General features: G+C 44.1%; 15 protein-coding genes and 1 tRNA gene. All 16 read left to right on the top strand.

Going from position 1 to position 19,882, the window contains the following annotated elements; translation table 11 throughout:
- The first annotated feature begins 70 nt into the window (after positions 1-70).
- The 16 genes from BXO88_RS13010 to BXO88_RS12935 all read left to right on the top strand — a co-directional run bounded on the left by BXO88_RS13010 (position 71) and on the right by BXO88_RS12935 (position 19,849).
- Positions 71-3,616: a zinc ribbon domain-containing protein gene (locus tag BXO88_RS13010; protein WP_078038159.1), complete on the top strand. Its 3,546-nt coding sequence runs from the start codon at positions 71-73 to the stop codon at positions 3,614-3,616.
- Between the two features lie 270 nt (positions 3,617-3,886).
- The gene (locus tag BXO88_RS13005; RefSeq protein WP_078038158.1) at positions 3,887-5,680 is read left to right on the top strand and encodes an ABC transporter ATP-binding protein; all 1,794 of its coding nucleotides are present in this window, start codon (positions 3,887-3,889) and stop codon (positions 5,678-5,680) included.
- A complete protein-coding gene (locus tag BXO88_RS13000) occupies positions 5,680-7,575 on the top strand; it encodes an ABC transporter ATP-binding protein (protein ID WP_078038192.1) in 1,896 nt (631 codons plus the stop codon). Before BXO88_RS13005 ends, BXO88_RS13000 begins: the two co-directional genes overlap by 1 nt.
- Before the next feature lie 150 nt (positions 7,576-7,725).
- Positions 7,726-9,951: a CapA family protein gene (locus BXO88_RS16900; protein ID WP_242945230.1), complete on the top strand. Its 2,226-nt coding sequence runs from the start codon at positions 7,726-7,728 to the stop codon at positions 9,949-9,951.
- Between the two features lie 86 nt (positions 9,952-10,037).
- Positions 10,038-10,110, top strand: a tRNA-Thr gene (locus BXO88_RS12990).
- Positions 10,111-10,343: 233 nt separating this feature from the next.
- Positions 10,344-11,099 (top strand): C40 family peptidase, encoded by a 756-nt coding sequence (locus BXO88_RS12985; RefSeq protein ID WP_078038157.1) that lies wholly within the window; start codon positions 10,344-10,346, stop codon positions 11,097-11,099.
- Positions 11,100-11,106: 7 nt separating this feature from the next.
- Positions 11,107-11,496, top strand: coding sequence for a zinc ribbon domain-containing protein (locus BXO88_RS12980; protein WP_078038156.1), 390 nt, complete (start codon positions 11,107-11,109; stop codon positions 11,494-11,496).
- Positions 11,497-11,707: 211 nt separating this feature from the next.
- Positions 11,708-12,196, top strand: a complete 489-nt coding sequence (locus BXO88_RS12975) for an L-2-amino-thiazoline-4-carboxylic acid hydrolase (RefSeq protein WP_078038155.1) — start codon at positions 11,708-11,710, stop codon at positions 12,194-12,196.
- 30 nt (positions 12,197-12,226) lie between these two features.
- On the top strand, positions 12,227-13,423 hold the full coding sequence (locus BXO88_RS12970) for an ABC transporter substrate-binding protein (protein ID WP_078038154.1): 1,197 nt from the start codon (positions 12,227-12,229) through the stop codon (positions 13,421-13,423).
- Between the two features lie 145 nt (positions 13,424-13,568).
- Positions 13,569-14,447 carry a branched-chain amino acid ABC transporter permease gene (locus BXO88_RS12965; RefSeq protein WP_078038190.1) on the top strand — a complete coding sequence of 293 codons (879 nt, stop codon included), beginning with the start codon at positions 13,569-13,571 and terminating at the stop codon, positions 14,445-14,447.
- Positions 14,444-15,481, top strand: coding sequence for a branched-chain amino acid ABC transporter permease (locus BXO88_RS12960; protein WP_078038153.1), 1,038 nt, complete (start codon positions 14,444-14,446; stop codon positions 15,479-15,481). The genes BXO88_RS12965 and BXO88_RS12960 overlap by 4 nt, the downstream gene beginning before the upstream one ends.
- 103 nt (positions 15,482-15,584) lie before the next feature.
- Complete coding sequence (locus BXO88_RS12955) at positions 15,585-16,367, top strand: ABC transporter ATP-binding protein (protein ID WP_078038152.1); 783 nt, start codon at positions 15,585-15,587, stop codon at positions 16,365-16,367.
- 13 nt (positions 16,368-16,380) lie between these two features.
- On the top strand, positions 16,381-17,094 hold the full coding sequence (locus BXO88_RS12950; protein ID WP_078038151.1) for an ABC transporter ATP-binding protein: 714 nt from the start codon (positions 16,381-16,383) through the stop codon (positions 17,092-17,094).
- A gap of 12 nt (positions 17,095-17,106) precedes the next feature.
- The gene (locus BXO88_RS12945; protein ID WP_044996457.1) at positions 17,107-17,661 is read left to right on the top strand and encodes a helix-turn-helix domain-containing protein; all 555 of its coding nucleotides are present in this window, start codon (positions 17,107-17,109) and stop codon (positions 17,659-17,661) included.
- 125 nt (positions 17,662-17,786) lie between these two features.
- Positions 17,787-18,530, top strand: coding sequence for an SDR family NAD(P)-dependent oxidoreductase (locus BXO88_RS12940; protein WP_168171707.1), 744 nt, complete (start codon positions 17,787-17,789; stop codon positions 18,528-18,530).
- Between the two features lie 14 nt (positions 18,531-18,544).
- Complete coding sequence (locus BXO88_RS12935; protein WP_078038149.1) at positions 18,545-19,849, top strand: L-cysteine desulfidase family protein; 1,305 nt, start codon at positions 18,545-18,547, stop codon at positions 19,847-19,849.
- Positions 19,850-19,882: the final 33 nt, after the last annotated feature.

Below are 19,882 nucleotides of genomic sequence, written 5' to 3'. Positions count from 1 at the left end.
AAGCTGATACAGGGGCGGTCCAAAGATATACGGAAGCCGCCGGGATGGGCGACACGGAAGAGGTGCTTTTATGGCAGGATTTTGCAAATACTGTGGAGCTAAGATAGCGGACGATGCCGGATTCTGCCAAAACTGCGGAAAGGCGGTGGAAAGGCAGAGACCGGAAAAAATGGGAGTGCAGTCTCCTAAATTCTGCCGGAGATGCGGAAAGGAAATGATCTCCGGAGCGCAGTTCTGCCGTGAATGCGGCTGGAAGGCTGAGAGTTCTGCTTCAAAATCCGGTTCACCGGTACAGGATAAGAGGATCTCGGGACAGCATATGAGGATCCCGGGACAGGGAGCTTCCGAGGCTGAACGTTACAGACAAAATTCGGCGATTCGTCATCAAAAGGTTCAGATGATGAAGAGTCAAAGGCGGAAAGGGTCTATAGCGCCTTTGATAGCGCTTGTGCTGGTGGTTGCTCTTTTTACAGGCTTTATTTTTCCCGGATTCTTGCGCGTTAAACTTCCGGGTATTCCTGGAGGCTTGACAGATTTAGTGAACGAAAAGCTTAAGCCCGGGACATCAACGAGGGATAAATATACAGCTAAGGTGTCTCAGGAAAAGCTTAAGGAAGAGTATGATGCTATAGATGCAGCTTTTGAGAACGGGACTTTATTTGATGATAATAAAGAAAATGATACTCGCTATGAAAACTATGACTGGATCTATGGCGATTCTCTGGGATGGGAAGAAGAAAGAGAGGGTCTTACTGTGCTTCCCGAGGGGAAGAGTAAGGCTTTTAAGAAGGAGACTCCATACGGAATCACCATAAGTGCTGAAGAAAATGCTCTGGATAAGGACAGGGAGTTCAAGCTTGAGGCAGTAGATGCTGCCGGGTATGAAAAGCTGGATGCAGAGCTTCCCGATGCGGCAGGAGCTTCCGGACTTCTGATAGGAGCATGGGAGATCGATGCCGGTCTCGGGGATTCGGAGGTACTGCCCGGGTACTATACTATGGATTTCGATCTTGAAGCCATGGGGCTTGAAGCCTCGGATTATGATGCCCTGAGATTCTACCGTGTCGATGATGCCGGTAAGTGGCAGGAGTATCCTGCGAGATTAAATGGAGATAAGGTGACCATAGAGGCTGATCAGAACAGTATCCTGCTTATCGCGCTTGCGGCAGGCGGCTTTGCCGTGCTTGCTGATTCATATACGGCCTATGCCGGAGGTGCCTACTTTAATCCATATACCGGGACTTTTGATCTCAAATACAACGGGCAGAAGGTAATGCAGGTGATGCTGGACAGAAAGTCCTTCCTAGGTGCGCTGGAAAGCGGAAACAGTGAGCTTCATAATGAACTGGAGACAAAGGCAAAAAAAGAGGCATTTGAACAGATAAAAAAAGAAGAAAATCTGTATGTTGAATCAATTGGCGAGATGAACAACGAGCTGAATGCCTGGAGCAAGGATCCGGATATGAAGAATTACGCTGTCCGGATAAAAAAGAAGTTTAAAAAGCGATATGAAGCCATACTGAAGGAAAAAGAGGATAATGATCCTGACTATAAGCGTATAAAAAAGAATCTGGAGGACTATAAGAACTCTGAATTGAACATACCGGAATTCAGGACAGAGCTGGAAGCGGTGGAAAAAGTATGTTTATCAGCCCTTAAGGCGTGGCAGTGGCTGAAAGAGGATCTGGGACTACGTATGCCCACCTATCAGTTCCGCATAGAGCTTTCGGGAGAGGATAAGGGTGCGTACGGTGCTACCTTGACTCCGGCGCTCAGTAATCCATATATGGTCATATCCATGGCTTATCTTGGAAGAGGCGATAAGCTGACCTATGACAAGCTGCTTTGCACGGTATGCCATGAGCTGTTCCATGCAGTGCAGCGCTGCTATGTTTCAAAGCTCCTAGCGACATACAAGTTCGATGAGATGTCTGCGCAGGATCTGGAATGCATGGCCTATGATCATTTCAAGGAAGCCGGTTCAGATCCCATTACTTCGAAACGGGAATCGGTGCTTGATAATCTTTCGGATGTTTACTGGTTTGCCCTTCCTCTGGACGGGTTTAAGACCAGCTATCCGGAGGGAACTCTGTCAGCTGGTGATTCTGCGTCCGCTTCCTATCCTTTGGGACCGTTTGTGACATACCTTAGAGAACAGAATGACGTAAGCTATCCGCTGGTTCTTACGAGGTATCACAGCCTTCTGGGAAAGCGGGCGGTCACAACCGTACTGAAGGAAGCATTTGCACTGGAATCTGATGAGGGACTGACGGAAAGCTATCATGCCTTCGCAGAGTATTATCAGACAAAATTCTATAAGGAAGCACTGAAGGATAATGTTAATGCTGTTTTTTCACCACTGACCAGGTTGAGCGGAAACAGCGGTAAAGTCAAGGTGGATCTTCTAAACAAGAACTACACTACGAGAGTCCGCAGGATACAGCCCACAAAGCTGGTTGAGAAGTGGAATGAGTATGCCATGGTCCTGAAGTACGATGATGATTATAAGGAAGCGATGTCCGATATGAAGCTCATCCCCCTTAAGTTAAAGGAGAATGAGGAGTATAGGGAGTATGCGGACGGACTCTTCGTGGAACCGAGAAAATGGACCTCGGATAATGAAACGATCTATCTCATGGAGGTGGACGGCGGAACAGCTGATGCTTCAGAAGGATGGGTATGGAATAATTACAGCGGATATACCTTGTATCTCATGCCTAAGCCGGACCAGCCGGAGGTCACTGATCTCGGTGAGGAGCTATCTGTGAAGCTTCCTATATTCGGTGAATGGCCGGGATATGAGATAGTGGACAGCTATGTACTGACGATACGTTTGGGAAAGAAGGATCTCAGACAGATACAGATCATGAAGAAGGATGTGGATCTGGAGCCTGTAAAGATAGACATTTCCGACCTTAAGCTGGACGGAAAGAAGCTTACACAGGAGCAGCGTAAGGAGCTGGTGGTGATACTTCAGGAATGCGTAGAGGGAACCTTCAAATCAGGAGAGCCATGTCTCGGACCGGAATCGGATCCGCAGGCTATTACCGGAGACATCTACGGAACATGGGAGATAGAGTCTTATATGGAGGGCTATAACAGCCCGATGCTGGATCAGTATATAAATATGATGGGAAGCGCAGCCGGAGCTGCAGCAGGAGGCGATGATGCAGTCGGAAAGATAGTCGGAGATTCCCTGAAACAGTATACCGATCAGTACAGTAAGATAAGCGGTGATCTGGCAAGCTCTGCGGCGAAGGGCAAGATGGTTATAAAGCCTTCGCAGGAAAATGGCAGGGTCGAGGCGGCTGTCAAGTTCGAGGGGGATGCTCCTTTAGAGAAATATACCGGCACTTATGATGAGACTACCATGATACTGAAGCTTGAACGAAAGGACACAAACTATACAGACTCAAAGGGAAATACCTATGATCTTTCCGGGTTCGGGCTTGCACCCGGAATGGAGCTCACCATCTATAAGGATGTAAATGAAAAGGATCCGGATCATCCGATCATGACCTTTGAGGGAAGTACGGCTGTGAACAATCAGTTCGCAAGTTTCAGCTCGAAGCTTAAGGGAAAGAAGATATCGGATGAGTTTCAGGAACTGAAGTGATATGTTAATTGCCACAGCCTGAATATAGTAACTAGACAGAAGAAATTAAAGGGGTGCCGGAGGAATATCCGGTACCTCTAAATTTTTTATAAATTAATTGAAAAATTTTATACAATCTATTAGTATAGTTAAGTTCCGCCGATATAGTCTATGTGTCGGTGTTTCTTTGTAAGTTTTTAAAAAAGTGCTTACATCATCGATTTTTTTTATTTATTATTGTTGTTCTACCATTTTCGGTATTCAAAATTTCATACATTGAGGAGGAGATAAATGAACGTTGTAAGAACGCTGTCAAAATCTATCAGAGAGTTCAGGATCCCTGCCATTAAGTCACCGGTATTTGTGGTTCTTGAGTCCCTTATAGAGACGATCATACCATTTGTTACCGCACGTCTGATCAATGAGATCAAGGCCGGATGCGGTATGGATACGATCACAAAATATGGTCTTGTACTCATAGCACTCGCCATGCTTTCCCTGACCTTCGGTGTCGTAGCCGGCAACGCCAGTGCCACTGCCGCAACGGGTTTTTCCAGAAACCTGAGAAAGGATATCTTCTATAAAATACAGGATTTTTCTTTTGAGAATATAGATCGTTTCCAGACAAGCTCACTGGTCACACGTATGACCACTGACATCCAGAACGTGCAGATGGCATTTATGATGCTGATCCGTATAGGCTTCAGAGCCCCGGTGATGCTGATCTTTTCCTTTGCTACTGCATTCATCATGGGCGGAAGGATGGCATGGATCTTCGTTGCGGTGATCCCAATCCTCGGCATCGGACTTTTCTCTGTCATCAGGATGGTAATGCCTCTGTTCCGCGCAGTCTTCAAGAAGTACGATGCTCTCAACGATTCTGTTCAGGAGAACGTGAACGGAATGAGAGTTGTCAAATCCTTTGTACGTGAGGAGTACGAGAAGGAGAAGTTCAACATCGCTGCAACAGATGTACAGAAGGATTTCACAAGAGCCGAGAGAATACTCGCCTTCAACAATCCTTTGATGCAGTTCTGTCTCTATGTTGTCATGATCTTCGTACTGAGCTTCGGTTCATACACCATCATCAGTACTAAGGGAGTAGCTCTTGATGTAGGTCAGTATTCCGCACTTCTTACCTACAGCTTCCAGATCCTCATGTCCCTTATGATGGTCAGCATGATCTTCGTTATGGTGACACTTTCAGCTGAGTCGGCAGAACGTATCGCTGAGGTCCTCAGAGAGGAAAGCACACTTACAAATCCTCCTGAGCCTGTTATGGATGTTCCTGACGGTTCCATCGATTTTGAGAATGTAAGCTTTAAGTATTCAAAGAAGGCTGAAAGATTCGTGCTTTCAGACATTGACCTTCATATCAGGTCAGGTGAGACCATAGGTATCATCGGAGGCACAGGTTCCTCCAAGTCATCCTTCATACAGCTCATCCCGCGACTTTATGATGTCACAGAGGGTGTAGTGAAGGTCGGAAATATCGACGTAAAGAACTATGATCTGAAAACTCTTCGTGATCAGGTTGCGGTAGTTCTTCAGAAGAACGTGCTTTTCTCAGGCACCATCAAGGAGAATCTCCGCTGGGGAAATCCGAAGGCTACAGATGAGGAGATCATCGAGGCATGCAGGCTTGCCCAGGCGGACGAGTTCGTTCAGAGATTCCCGGACAAGTATGACACCTTCATCACTCAGGGAGGTACCAATGTTTCCGGCGGACAGAAGCAGAGACTCTGTATAGCGAGAGCTCTCCTTAAGAAGCCAAAGGTCCTTATCCTTGATGACTCAACTTCCGCAGTCGATACAAAGACAGATGCTCTGATCCGTAAGGGCTTCAAGGAGTTCATCCCTGAGACCACAAAGATCATCATCGCCCAGAGAGTATCGTCCGTTGAGGATGCTGACAGGATCCTGATCCTTAAGGGTGGAAAGATTCAGGATATAGGAACTCATGAGGAGCTCCTTTCAAGAAATGAGACCTATCAGGATCTCTATAAGGCACAGAACAAGATCACAGAGGAGACAGGTGACGTCGTTTCAGCCTCAGTCGAAAATACAGAAGGAGGTGAAAGATGATGGATAACAATAAATCTCTTATGAAGAAGGACACGGCCAAGAGGCTCATAAAGATGCTGTTTTCATTCTATCCGAAGCTTCTGCCGTTCACTATAGTCTGTATTCTGTTCAATGCTGTTGTCAGCGCCATTCCTGCCATGTTCCAGCAGCAGGTCATAGCGATCATTGAGGAGAACTGGAGAACAGGTGACTGGAGCGCAGTTTCAGGAGCTATCCTTTCAAAGGTATTTATCCTCGCCGGACTTTACTGCCTGTCACTTATCGCGGCCATAGTTTATAACCAGTGTATGGCCATCATTACACAGGGATCTCTCAAGAAGATGCGTGTAAAGATGTTTGACGGAATGCAGAACCTTCCCATCAGATATTTTGACCAGCATGAGCATGGTGATATCATGTCGTATTACACAAATGACGTTGATACACTGAGACAGCTTATCTCCGTTGCCATGCCTCAGCTTCTGGTTTCCGCAGTAGGTATCACAACTATTTTCTGCCTTATGATGTATTACAGCCTCTGGCTTACCATCATCGTTGTAGGCGGAGTGTTCATCATGACCAAGGTGGTCAAGAAGGTGGGCGGCGGCTCAGGAAAGTACTTCATGAAGCAGCAGGGTGCGCTCGCAAAGACCGAGGGCTTCATCGAGGAGATGATGAACGGTCAGAAGGTAATCAAGGTCTTCAACCATGAGACCGCAGCGGAAGCTGATTTTGACAAGGTAAACGACGAGCTCTTCAGAGTCGCTGAGAAGGCCAATAAATATGCCAATACTCTGATGCCTATCCTCGGAAACATAGGAAACATCCTTTATGTGATCCTTGCCTTTGCAGGCGGAGCACTTCTGTTCCTCAAGGTTCCGAACGTGAGCCTTAGTGGTCTCGCCTTAAGCATTAGCATAACTGTTCCTTTCCTTAACATGGAGAAGCAGTTCGCAGGTCAGATAGGCGGAATCTCACAGCAGATCAATGCAGTTGTCATGGGTCTCGCAGGTGCCAGCCGTGTATTCACCATCATGGATGAGATGCCGGAGGAGGACGAGGGACATGTAACTCTCGTTAAGTGCAGGGAAGCTGACGGAAGGATAGAGGAGACAACAGAGCGCACAGAGATGTGGGCATGGAAGTGGATCGGAGAAGACGGCAAGCCTCAGTACAAGAAGCTTGCAGGAGACGTGGTTCTCAAGGATGTTGATTTCTCCTATGACGGAAAGCATACTGTACTTCATGGTGTCAATGTCTTCGCCCGTCCGGGTCAGAAGGTGGCTTTCGTTGGTGCTACCGGTGCAGGTAAGACCACCATCACGAACCTCATTAACCGTTTCTATGAGATTCAGGATGGAACCATCACTTATGATGGCATCGACATCAAGGATATAAAGAAGGCGGATCTGAGACATTCGCTCGGAATCATCCTTCAGGATACTGTGCTTTTCACAGGTACTGTTATGGAGAACATCCGTTATGGTAAGCTGGACGCCTCTGATGAAGAGTGTATCGCGGCTGCAAAGCTCGCAGGTGCAGACGATTTCATCGAGAGACTTCCTGAGGGCTACAATACAAAGCTCCTTGCCAACGGTTCAAACCTTTCCCAGGGCCAGAGACAGCTCATTTCCATCGCGAGAGCAGCTGTTGCGGATCCTCCTGTTATGATCATGGACGAGGCTACCTCCTCCATCGATACCCATACAGAGGCCATAGTCCAGAAGGGTATGGACGCGCTTATGGCAGGACGTACAGTATTTGTCATCGCCCACAGACTCAGTACAGTCCAGAACTCAGATGTCATCATGGTACTTGACCATGGAAAGATCATAGAGCGTGGTTCACACGACGAACTCATCGCCGCAAAGGGCAACTATTATCAGCTTTATACTGGAGCCTTTGAATTAGAGTAACAACTCATACAGCTTTAGCAAAATGCTATCGGGATGTGAACATCCGGATAGCATTTTTTTGATGCATCAAAAGTCGTTTTGGTGTAAAATGAGTCTCACTGTAAAAAAATTAACGGAAGAACATATATTCTTCCGATGAGGTTATATATTTTGAAAGAAGACGATAGACGAAATTCCAGATCACGTTACCGCGGTCCCCGTTCTGAACGTGCCAGATCAGGAGTTGAGGGAAGCGGAAGAAAACGAAGATCCGGTTATTATGCAGGAAAAAAATTACGGATGATGAAGGATGTTAGTCACATCCGGGAAGCCGCTGCACCTGAGCCGCAGGAAGATAATACGGAACAGGGCAGACAGATCAAGGTCGAAAGCATCGGAAAAGCTCTCGGAAGGGACTATGAAAAGTCTCCGGAGAGAACTCTCAAGGGCACTCGCAATGAGAATTACCGAAGAGCAGATGCAGGAGACAGGTCCGATTTCGGAAAGAGCAGAAAAAAACCTGAAAGCATATTCAAAAATATAAAAGGAAAAGAGGATAAAAAGGAAAAGCTTGTAAGTTCAGGTTATGAGCGAAAGAAAACAGAGGCCATGTTCAGTGGAAAGACAGATGAGATGCAGTATGAGCTGTCTGATGAACTGAAGAAGCTGTATGAAAAAACGAATTTTGAAAATGAAGATAAGAACTTGTCTAAAGGGAAGTCCCGGAGTAAAGGCATAACTGAGGGCACAGATCCGGAGGAAGATGTAAAGCTTATTTTCGGTGATGATCTCAAAAGGACAGAGGATGAAAGAAAAAAGGTATTTTTCAATTCCAGAAGGAGCAATTACTCGGGAACGAGAGCTGAAAGACTGGTCGAAAAGCACAAGCGCAAAGAGATCGAGAATCAGTTTCAGGATGTAGCTCCGTATATATCCGAGGAAGAGGAAGTCGTAACAATTGACCGAAAGAAGCACAGATGGGGCAGACTGGGAATCGTTTTAGGCTCGTTTATCCTGTTGTATGAGATCATCTTTATAAGTGCTTTTTACTTAAACCCGGATCTTTTGGGGAATGTGAACAGCAGAATAGTTGAAATGAGGGCGGATCTCGAGAACAGATTTTTCCCAAAGGAGACTCCGGCAGAAACAGAGCCGGAAGAGCTTTCGGAAACAGAAGTCATGGAAACCGGACTTCCTGAGAACACAGAGGGAATCACAGCCTATGTTAACGAAGCCGGAGCCATAGCGGTTCAGAATCCTGCCATTCCTTTAGAGGCGGAGGCCATAGGAACCGGAGAAAAGGAGCCTGTGGAGCTTTTATTTGCAGGAGATGTGTATCTGAGTGATCATGTTATGGAGGCCTACAGAGCTGCCGGAGGCATCAGCGGAGTTCTTTCCGATGGATACCGTCAGGATATAGAATCCGTAGATTATTTCATGGCGAACGAGGAGTTCCCTTTCAGTATCGGAGGAAAACAGGCTGAGAACAAGCAGTTCACCTTCAGAGTGCATCCCGATAACATCAGCCTTTTCCATGAGATGGGCATTGACCTCGTCACGCTTGCGAACAACCATACTCTGGATTATGGAACAGAAGCGCTTATGGATACCATAAGAACACTTGATGATGCCGGAATCAGACACGTTGGGGCTGGTTCTGACCTGAACAGTGCCGCAGAGTCTGTCACTGTAAGCATTAAAGGAAAAAAGATCGCTTTTATCGGTGCCAGCAGAGTTATCCCTGTGCCTGAATGGACGGCTACAGATATCAATGCAGGCGTTTTTACAGCTTATGATGACGCGGAACTTCTCGCCAGAATAAAGGCGGCGAAGAAGCAGGCGGATTTTGTAGTAGTATACGTTCACTGGGGTGAGGAGCGAAAGGAATATCCAAATGAGATCCAGAAGACTCTGGCTCACAACATAGTTGATGCAGGAGCAGACCTCGTTATAGGCGCTCATCCTCATGTCCTTCAGGGAATAGAGTACTATAATGGAGTTCCTATAGCATATAGCCTGGGTAATTTCGTATTCGGAAGCTCTATTCCTTCCACAGCGTTTCTCAAGGTCACAGTGGAAGAGGTGGAATCTTCTGAGCCTGATGAGACAGTGATGCCTGAGAGCACTGAGTCTGCCGGAAACAATATAACCGAAACCGGTGAAGCCTCAGTCAGTGAAGGTGCGGAAACGGCGGATACTACCGATGGGCAGGATGAGAATTCGTCAGAGAAAAAGACTTTTGATGTGAAGCTTCAGCTTATTCCGGGAAAGTCCTCGGCAGGCTATACCGAGAAGCTTGACAGTGCTGCAGAAATAGCCGGAGTTTATTCCTACATAACGGGAATAAGCACAGGTGTGAGCATTGACGGAAACGGCGTTGTACATCCGAACTCTTAGGTTGACAAGCACTTTTAAAATCTGTAAACTAATGGTCGTATCGAAAGGGGTTTTGCCTTTTCCATACGACATAAGTTTACATATATGCTACTGTAGCACAGTCGGTAGTGCATCTGATTCGTAATCAGAAGGTCACCGGTTCAAGTCCGGTCAGTAGCTGATATTCTCTTATATGGCGTATGCCCTTTATGCAGAATAATCGATAACAGGTCTTGGTTCCGGATGCGAGGAATCAGGACTTTTTTTATGCATCCACATTTCTTTAGAAATGTGGATGCACCCAGGTGGCTAGGCCGGTTTCGGAGTAAGCTTTTTTACTTGCACTGAAATGCTGTTAGAAGGTAAAATAGAAAAAGGTGCTTGAAAAAAACATTAAAACTTTTAGGAGCGATATGAAATTTAATTATAGATTGTTAGTGGGAATGATGACTGCTACACTGGCGGTGGCAGGTTCCTTTGCGGCATTGGCAGATGAAAACAAGAACTGGGAGTGGATGGATCTGAACGGCGATGGTGTTCAGGAGGCTTATCAGTACAACGAAGACGGTTCCATGGCGCCGGTTCAGGAGGGAGCTGATGGTTTCAGCGCAGTGACTCTTCAGGCTGACGGTACAGTACAGTGTGACGGAAAGACCATTGCAGTGGTTCAGTTAAATACTGAGGTCGGAACATTTTCATCGGAGGCTGACGCAACAGATGCAGCTTCATACGATTCGTCCAGCGGCGGTATATATTCCGCTGCGGATGCCTATGCTTATGCCATGGCGGCTACAGGCCGTCCGGATATCGTTAATTTTGCAAGACAGTACATAGGAGTTCTTCCTTATGGAGCGGGTAATACACTTAACGGAAGGGTCGACTGCTCGGGCTTTGTACAGGCTGTATTCAGAGAGTTCGGTTTCTCACTTCCGAGGACTTCCAGACAGCAGGCGGCGAGCGCTCCCAGATATGTGAGCGAAGCGGAGATGCTTCCGGGTGATCTGATTTTCTACGGTGGAAGCATTGGCTCCGTCTCTCACGTGGCTATCTATACCGGAGATAATTCCATAGTTCATGCAACTAACGCAAGACGAAACTCGGTATTTGAGGATCGTGGAAGCAGCGCGATACATTATGATCATATCGTAGCAATCGGAAGGTTCTGGTAATGTTTATATGATTTTCTTTTTTGGTATAACTAATGGACAAAAGGATCTTAGTTTTCATCAGCAGATGACCTGTGATCTCTGCGGAAGGATGGGACAGTACAGAGTTTTCATGACCTATATGGTACTTTCCGTATTTTTTATCCCGGTATTTAAATGGGGAAGGACCTACTATGTGGAGACCTCATGCTGCGGATCCGTATATGAATTGAGACCGGAGACGGGAAGAGCCATAGAGTATGGAGAAAATGTCACCATACATCAGGAGGATCTTTATCTTAGACAGAAGGGCAGCAATGTAAGAGAACGTAAGATATCAAAGATCTGCTATAACTGCGGATACGAAACGACTGAGGATTTCGAGTTCTGTCCGAAATGCGGAAGGGCTTTTGAGAAATGAAGATATAATTCGGGTTTCTGTTAAATTAAATTTCTGTTTCAGAATCATTTTTTCATTATATTTAATATTGTTAGTTTTTGTAAAATAATCATTGACGTCAAAAATAGCGGGTGTTAATATCATCCCAATAAAAAAACCGCTAGCGAAGGGGCCGATACATTCCAGGATGTATCGGTCCGTTTTTTTATAAAAAAAGAGAGGAGTGTCAGAAATGATTAAAAACAGAACAACAGTGTATGATGAAAAAGTTGATATAAACAGAGCTGCTATAGGACATCGTGCTACATGGATGGGCTTAATGTATGAAGAGGCACTCAAAGAAGGTGCTGATGCCGAATCTATCTTAAGACGTGCGATCACCAGAACCGGTGAAGGTTCCGGACAGGCATTAAAAGAAAGCTGCAGTGATTCAAAGGATTTGACACAGTTTGCTGATGCATTTGTGAGTGATGTTGTTAAATCTACATTCCAGATGGATTTCACGGAAGTGACAAAGGATGACTTTAAAATCGAATTTCATTATTGCCCATTAGTTGCAGCATGGCAAAAGCTTGGTTTCGATGATGAGAAATGCATGAAGCTTTGCGATATAGCAATGGATGGTGACAGAGCCATAGCCAAGGCAAATGGACTGGAACTATCGCTGACAGATACCATAGCAAAAGGGTGCGATGTATGTAAGTTACATTTTCATAAATAACTGTGAGGATCAGTTGGAGAGGGGATAATTATGAGAAAGAAAATTGCAGCTTTGTTAATCATGTCTTTATCGTTGATGAGTCTTGCGGGTTGCGGTGCAGAAGATAGTGCAGTACCCGAGCCGGAATCCACTGCTCAGACGAAAGCAGCTGATGGATCGGATAATGCTGAGAAAACCATAAAATTTGGAGTGATTGCACCGCTCACAGGTACACATGCAGAGTATGGACAGGGCTTTGACGCGGCGACTCAAATTGCAGTGGAAGACATTAATGCGGCAGGTGGAGTGAACGGATATAAACTGGAGCTGGAATGTCAGGACTCGGCAGCAGATGCGAAAACCTCTTCCGATATATTTACAAGATATGCCGAGGATGATGAGATCATGGCAGTTATAGGTGATTTCACAAGCAGTTGCTGTAAAGCTAATGCACCTCTTACTGAAGAGTACGGACTTGTACAGATTTCTCCTACTGCATCGGATCCATCGTATGCATCCATGAGTGAGTATTGTTTTTCTGTGATGTACAACCAGTCGACGGCAGCGCCATGGACAGCAGAATCTGTAGTTGGACATTTCCTGGGTAAATCGGAATGTGCAGTTATGTATCTTAATACTGACTGGGGTATTACAACAAATGATTATTTCCTTTCGGGACTTGATTCAGCAGGAATAAAGCTTTTGGGAGATGAGTCCTATACGGAGAATGAAACGGATTTCAGTTCGGTTATCTCCAAGTTAAAAGCAACAGGAGCTGATACTCTGGTAATTCTTGATCAGGGTAATGTTCCAACCATAATTAATCAGGTCAAAGGAAGCGGATGGGATTGTCAGATCGTGTCACTTGGTCCCGGAGCATCAGATCAGATTCTGGATCTGTGTGGGGATAATGCAGAAGGACTCGTAATTCCATGTCCGTCTTATATAACTGCTGACAATCCTGATACCTCGGATTTTTATAAGAAGTTCTATGACAAGAATCAGTGTGCACCTACAGACCATTCATTATGCGCTTACAATGCTGTCCAGGCTCTTACAGAAGCTATAAAGTCTATTGATGGAGAGGTCACAAGAGAATCCATAAAGGATGCATTAAAAGATGTTTCTTACGATGGACTTGCCGGTCATACACAGTTCAATGATGATGGTGGTGTAAGCAGAGATCTCCTGATCATTCAGGTAGAAAACGGTGGTTACGTAGTCAAAGAAAAATATGGATACAGGTAAATAGTAAAGGGGCTATCGCTTTAGATGATATACATCATCTTTGCGTAGCCCTATTTTTATATAAACAGATGAGCAGCCTGAAAAAACTGCATCAGTTTATATATGAAGAAAAAAGAGGGCGGTTTTCCCGGAAAGGATAATGACTATGGACGGATATCTGATAAGTCAAATCGTAAACGGACTGTGTCTTGGGCTTATATATGCACTAATTGCATTGGGAGTTGCAGTCATCATAGGAATAGTTGGATTTGCGACTTTCACTCAGGGTGAAATAGTAATGATCGGAGCATATTCATCATATTATGTGTTTCTCTGGAGCGGAAATAATCTTATCTATGGTATGATCGCAAGCTTTATGATTACCTGGATTATAGGAATGATCCTTTATAAAGTCTGTTATGCAAAGTTTTTTGATTCTCCTGAGTATATTTCACTGATCTGTACTATTGGATTTTCCATGCTTTTAAAGAATCTGGCACAGATTTTTTTCGGAGCGGAGAAAAAACCTATGTTGAACATAATTGAGAACAGAATCTATCACCTGGGAATCATTGAAGTGTCCCGTGTTCAGATTATGGTGCTTGTTACAGTTCTGATCATGGTGACTATTTTATCAATTCTTTTTACCGGAACATCATGGGGATTAAAACTAAAAGCTGTAAGCCAGAATAGAGAAGCAGCCGCACTGGTAGGAATCAATGTTGATAAAACAGCTATGATCGGAAACTGCATTGGATGTGCCATTGCCGGAGTAGCCGGAACTTTGATAGGAATCTATTATCAGAGCGCATATGCCACCATGGGAGCGACTCTTAGCATGAAAGCCTTCACTTCTGCGACATTAGGAGGACTGACAAGTGTTCCATTGGCAGCGTTGGGAGGAATCCTTATCGGAGTGACAGAAAATATCGGAATAGCATTTTCATCGGCAAGCTTCAGAGATATTTTTTCTTTTGGTTTCCTGATTATTATGCTGATCTTTAAGCCTACCGGTTTTAGAAGGAAGAGAGGTGCAAGAGCATGATGGATAAAATGGATGCTAATGTTAAAAAAGCGATTATGTTAGTGGCAGTCATCATAGTGTGTATGCTGCCTCACATATTGTCAAAATCAATTATGACTATCGTGTGCAGCATCATGGGATATCTGATCATAGCAGGAGCTCTTAACGTGATAAACGGATATAGTGGTCAGATGTGTTTTGGAATCGCCGGCTTTTATTGCGTTGGTGCCTATACTATGGCGATTCTGATGAACACATTTCATGTAAGCTTTTGGATCGGAATCATTCCATCAGGTTTGTTTACAGCCATCATTGGTGCATTGATAGCGATCCCTACCCTTAAGATGAAAGGAATGTTTATGGCGATGATCACTATAGGATTCTCGGAAGTGATGAGGCTGATCGCGCTTAACTGGACATCTGTAACCGGCGGAACCATGGGAATCAAGGGTCTGAAGGCGCCGATGTTCTTCGGCTTAAAAACAAGCGGTGCGTCAAGATATTATTACATCTATCTTGCAGCAGTAATGCTTTTCCTTTTGTCGACTGACCGTGTCATACATTCAAGGATAGGACGGGCATGGATGGCCATAAGGGAAGACGATATGGCTGCAAAGTCTCTGGGTATTTCACTTAATCTGTATAAGATAATCAACTTTATGTATGGGGCTTTTTGGGCAGGGATAGCAGGAGCTCTTCTTGCTCCGTATAAAACTTATATTGATTCGGCATATTTCACCCTTGATGAAGGGTTCAATATTTTATCAATGGTCATAATAGGCGGACAAGGAACACTTGCAGGTCCTTTCATAGGAGTTACGGTATATCAGTTCCTGGTGGAAGGCCTCAGATTCGCAGGAGTCTGGAGATACATAGCATGTGCCGTTCTTATTATAGCGATGATGTGGTTGCGACCGCAGGGACTTGCGGGTAATTCTGAAAGCGTTCTTGCCGGAAAGAAGAACAGAAGCAGGTCGATTATAAAATTGCCGGAGGTTTTCAGTTTGGACAGGACCTTCGGGACGAGAAGACTGGGCAAAGCAAATATAGGTTGATGAGCAAGCCTGTTTTCTTTGAGTATGAATGGCTGAGAGGCCTTCCGGATATAAAAAGTACCGGCAGTTGATTTTTCGAAGATAGTGTCATGGAGGAAGGGCTATGAATGAACTGATGCTTGAATCAAAAGGAGTTTCGAAGATTTTTGGCGGGCTGACTGCTGTAGATCAGGTCGACATGAAAGTGTTCAAAGGAGACATTTTTGGAATAATCGGTCCAAACGGTGCAGGTAAAACAACATTTTTTAATATGTGTACAGGTTTTTATACTGCAAGTAAGGGAAAGCTCTTTTTTGAAGGAAAAGACATTACAAAGATGTCAAGTGACAGGATAGCTCAGCTTGGGATCACCAGAACCTTTCAGAATATAAAGCTATTTAAGTATATGAATGTTCTCGAAAACATTTCAGTAGGATTTCATATAAATACATGTTCAAATGTATTTGATGCAGTATTCCATACTAAAAGATATAAAAAAGATGAAGAATATGTGATGCAAAAGAGTATGGAAATATTGAAAAAGCTTGGTCTTCAGGACTATGCGTATATGATGGCAGGCAAGCTTCCCTATGGTATTCAGAGGAAGGTGGAGATAGCAAGAGCTTTGGCAGTAAACCCCAAGCTGATTCTGCTGGATGAGCCTGCGGCGGGAATGAACCCGATGGAGACTGATTCACTTATGGAGTTTATCAGACTGCTTAATAAGGATGGATATACCATCATACTGATCGAGCATGATATGAAATTTGTGATGAATCTGTGCAACAACATTATGGTTTTAAATTTTGGAAAGAAAATATGCGAAGGAACTGCAGAGGTTGTAAGGAATGATCAAAATGTAAAAGAAGCTTATTTTGGAAAGGGCCTTACTCGAGGTATCGCATGAATGGGGTGAGATTATGCTTAAGGTAAATGATCTGGTCGTTGATTATGGTTATGTCCATGCAGTAAAAGGTATTGACCTTGAGGTGAATCAGGGAGAGATAATCACCCTGATAGGGGCAAATGGTGCAGGAAAGACCACTACCCTGAAGGCAATATCCAATCTTATAAAGAAGAGCAGCGGAAGTATCACGTTTCAAGGTGAGGATCTGACAAATATGTCTCCGCATAAAATCGTTGAACATGGAATATGTCATGTTCCCGAGGGGAGGCTGATATTTCCGGATCTGACGGTTAAGGAAAATCTAATGACCGGATCTTTTGGAAATAAGAATCTTTCGGGCAGTGAAAAGGAGGATCTTTTGGAAGAGATGTTTGAATGGTTCCCAAGGCTTAAAGAGAGGATGAATCAGCTCGGAGGAACTCTTTCCGGAGGAGAACAGCAGATGCTTGCCATTGCCCGCGGGCTTATGATGAATCCACAGATAATAATGATGGATGAACCTTCTTTGGGACTTGCACCGATAATAGTAGAAGAAATATTTGAACTTATTGAAAAGATAAGGGAAAGCGGAAAAACAGTTCTTCTGATAGAGCAGAATGCATCTATGGCCCTCAACATTGCAGACAGAGCCTATGTTCTTGAGAATGGCAGGGTCACTCTCAGCGGAACGGGAAAAGAATTATTGGATGATCCAAAGGTACAGGCTGCATATCTCGGAACCTCATAAAGCTGGTGAAAGATGTCATTTAATTTTGGTAAAAAGATCAGTAATTACAGACAAAAGAATAATCTGACAATACAGGAAATGGCGGAAAGAACAAAGCTCAGTACAGCGATCATCAGCCAGATAGAGCGAGGTATAGGTAATCCGACATATATAGTTCTTGAAAGCATTGCCAATGAAATGGATATATCTGTTTCGACGCTTGTTTCAGAGGAAATATCGAATAATGAACTCGTTCTTAGGAAAAGCGAAAGGACTGTGATGCATGAGGAAGCAGGAAAAATCCTGATGTATGAACTTCTTACAGAAAGACCGTTCCATAATTATATGGATATGATTTTTGTTGAACTATATCCTCATGGGGATACTTCCGGCACATATACGGTTCATCACGAAGAAGAAAGTGTTTATATCATGCACGGATGTGTGACCATGGAGTTTGAAGATGAAGAAATCGAGCTTCATGAAGGAGACACAATAAGAGTATTGCCCAATCGAAAGCATATTCTTCATAATTATTCTGACGAGATGGCATACATAATAGATGTAAAATGCAAGAATTCATATTAGGAGGATCTCAGCGGTAAAGTCAGAATATTTTTGGTGGTCATATGTATGAACAAAGATTAAAAGATGATTACAGGTCTAGAATTATAGGTATATGGCAGTTGAAAATGAAAGGCAGGGATAAAGATATGTTATCAGGAAAAGTTGCGATCATCACTGGCGGAGGGAGTGGCATCGGAAATGAATGTGCAAGACTTTTTGCTGAGCAGCATGCAACAGTCATCATTATCGGAAGAAATGCCACGAAGATTGAAGGTTCGGCCAGAGTAATAGACCCTGAGGGTAAATGTGTTTATGGAAGGCAATGTGACGTTTCAAAATCTGAGGAAGTCGATGAACTGACAAAGTGGGTAAAGGAAAAATTCGGAAGGATCGATATCCTGGTGAATAATGCGGCATTGTTTCTTCCTACAGATATCCTAAGAGAGGAGCTTCAGGATGAGTGGGGAAAAATGATAGATGTAAACATTAAGGGAATGATCAGAATGATACATCGCTGTGTGCCTTTTATGGTAAATAATAAAGGTGGATGCATCGTGAATCTTTCTTCTGTTGATGCTTTTGCCGGATGTCTGAATTATGCCGGTTATTCCATGACAAAAGGTGCAGTGGTTTCTCTTACGAGGGGACTGGCTTTAGATCTCGGCAGATACAATATAAGAGTAAATGCGGTAGCGCCGGGGATAACAGATACACCCATGACACATGAACGGATCGAAGAAAACAAAGATAAGTATTTGAACCGGCTGGTTTTAAAGAGAATAGGAAAGGATACAGATATTGCAAATGCGGTGCTTTTCCTGTCATCAGAACTAAGCAGTTATATAACAGGTGAAGTTATAAATGTTAATGGCGGTCTGCAGTTTGTCTAGGAGGTGAGTTGACTATGAGTTTGCCGGAGAGAGTCAAAAGTACATATATAAAAATTCTTGAGGAAGAGCTGATTCCCGCAATGGGGTGTACGGAACCTATAGCAATTGCCTATTGTGCATCCAGAGCACGCGATTTATTAGGAAAAATGCCTGACTGTATGGATATTTTCGTAAGCAATAATATCATTAAGAACGTAAAAAGTGTGGTGGTTCCCAATACAAACGGTCTTAAAGGAATAGAAGCAGCCGCTGCAGCAGGATTGATCGCAGGAAATACGGAGATGAAACTGGAAGTGATTTCAAAGGTTTCCGATGAACAGAAAAGTCAGATTTGCAGTATGTTAAATGAGCTTCCTATCAGGGTGATACCGATGGAACAAGGGATGGTCTTTGATATAGAGATCATTTTGAAAAACGGAAATGATTCCTCAAAGGTAAGAATCAGTCAGTATCATACAAACATAATATATGAAGAGCGAAACGGAGAAATACTTCTCGAAACAGAGCTGTACAGGAAACTGAATAAAGGGGAATTACAGGATAAGGAGGATGGATTGGCAGATCATTCGCTCCTGAATATCAGTGACATTATCGAATTTGCTGACACTGTTGATCTGGAAGAAATAAGAGATATTTTGGACAGGCAGATAGAATATAATTCTGCCATTGCGGATGAAGGAATAAATGGAAACTATGGGGCTAATATTGGCAAAACATTGATTCTGACCTATGGAGAGGATGTAAGAAACCGCGCAATGGCAAAGGCGGCGGCTGGATCCGATGCCAGGATGAGCGGGTGTGAGATGCCGGTAGTCATAAACTCCGGAAGTGGTAATCAGGGAATAACAGTATCTGTACCGGTAATAGAATATGCAGGATATCTTGGTGTTTCCCGGGAAGTTCTATACAGAGCGCTCATCGTTTCAAATCTTATAGCTATACATGAAAAAACAGGTATCGGAAGGCTGTCGGCATATTGCGGAGCTGTAAGTGCAGGCTGTGCGGCAGGTTGTGGTATAGCATATTTATATGGCGGGGGATTTGAAGAGATAAGCCATACTTTGGTCAATTCTCTCGCGATAGTTTCAGGTATTATCTGTGACGGTGCCAAAGCTTCTTGTGCCGGCAAGATCGCAGCAAGTGTTGAAGCAGGGATTCTCGGATACCATATGTATAAAAATGGTCAGGAATTCAAGAAGGGTGAAGGGATAGTAAACAAAGATGCGGAGTCTACTATAGAGAATGTAGGTCGTCTTGGAAAGGAGGGAATGAGAGAAACGGATAAGGAGATCGTAAAGATAATGCTTGCGGTTGGATGATTATGAATCATTGGAATTAATTATAATTCGCCT

It is taken from the genome of Oribacterium sp. C9 (assembly GCF_002007235.1).
In the GTDB taxonomy this organism is placed as follows: domain Bacteria; phylum Bacillota; class Clostridia; order Lachnospirales; family Lachnospiraceae; genus Oribacterium.
Note: the sequence above shows the minus strand (reverse complement) of the source record. Positions and strands in the feature narration are given on the sequence as shown.

What these genes read in the sequence shown, in the direction of transcription:
- BXO88_RS13010 (WP_078038159.1), top strand. Translation starts at nt 71, where the DNA reads ATGGCAGGATTTTGCAAATACTGTGGAGCTAAGATAGCGGACGATGCC.
- BXO88_RS13005 (WP_078038158.1), top strand. Translation starts at nt 3,887, where the DNA reads ATGAACGTTGTAAGAACGCTGTCAAAATCTATCAGAGAGTTCAGGATC.
- BXO88_RS13000 (WP_078038192.1), top strand. Translation starts at nt 5,680, where the DNA reads ATGGATAACAATAAATCTCTTATGAAGAAGGACACGGCCAAGAGGCTC.
- BXO88_RS12985 (WP_078038157.1), top strand. Translation starts at nt 10,344, where the DNA reads ATGAAATTTAATTATAGATTGTTAGTGGGAATGATGACTGCTACACTG.
- BXO88_RS12980 (WP_078038156.1), top strand. Translation starts at nt 11,107, where the DNA reads ATGATTTTCTTTTTTGGTATAACTAATGGACAAAAGGATCTTAGTTTT.
- BXO88_RS12975 (WP_078038155.1), top strand. Translation starts at nt 11,708, where the DNA reads ATGATTAAAAACAGAACAACAGTGTATGATGAAAAAGTTGATATAAAC.
- BXO88_RS12970 (WP_078038154.1), top strand. Translation starts at nt 12,227, where the DNA reads ATGAGAAAGAAAATTGCAGCTTTGTTAATCATGTCTTTATCGTTGATG.
- BXO88_RS12965 (WP_078038190.1), top strand. Translation starts at nt 13,569, where the DNA reads ATGGACGGATATCTGATAAGTCAAATCGTAAACGGACTGTGTCTTGGG.
- BXO88_RS12960 (WP_078038153.1), top strand. Translation starts at nt 14,444, where the DNA reads ATGATGGATAAAATGGATGCTAATGTTAAAAAAGCGATTATGTTAGTG.
- BXO88_RS12955 (WP_078038152.1), top strand. Translation starts at nt 15,585, where the DNA reads ATGAATGAACTGATGCTTGAATCAAAAGGAGTTTCGAAGATTTTTGGC.
- BXO88_RS12950 (WP_078038151.1), top strand. Translation starts at nt 16,381, where the DNA reads ATGCTTAAGGTAAATGATCTGGTCGTTGATTATGGTTATGTCCATGCA.
- BXO88_RS12945 (WP_044996457.1), top strand. Translation starts at nt 17,107, where the DNA reads ATGTCATTTAATTTTGGTAAAAAGATCAGTAATTACAGACAAAAGAAT.
- BXO88_RS12940 (WP_168171707.1), top strand. Translation starts at nt 17,787, where the DNA reads ATGTTATCAGGAAAAGTTGCGATCATCACTGGCGGAGGGAGTGGCATC.
- BXO88_RS12935 (WP_078038149.1), top strand. Translation starts at nt 18,545, where the DNA reads ATGAGTTTGCCGGAGAGAGTCAAAAGTACATATATAAAAATTCTTGAG.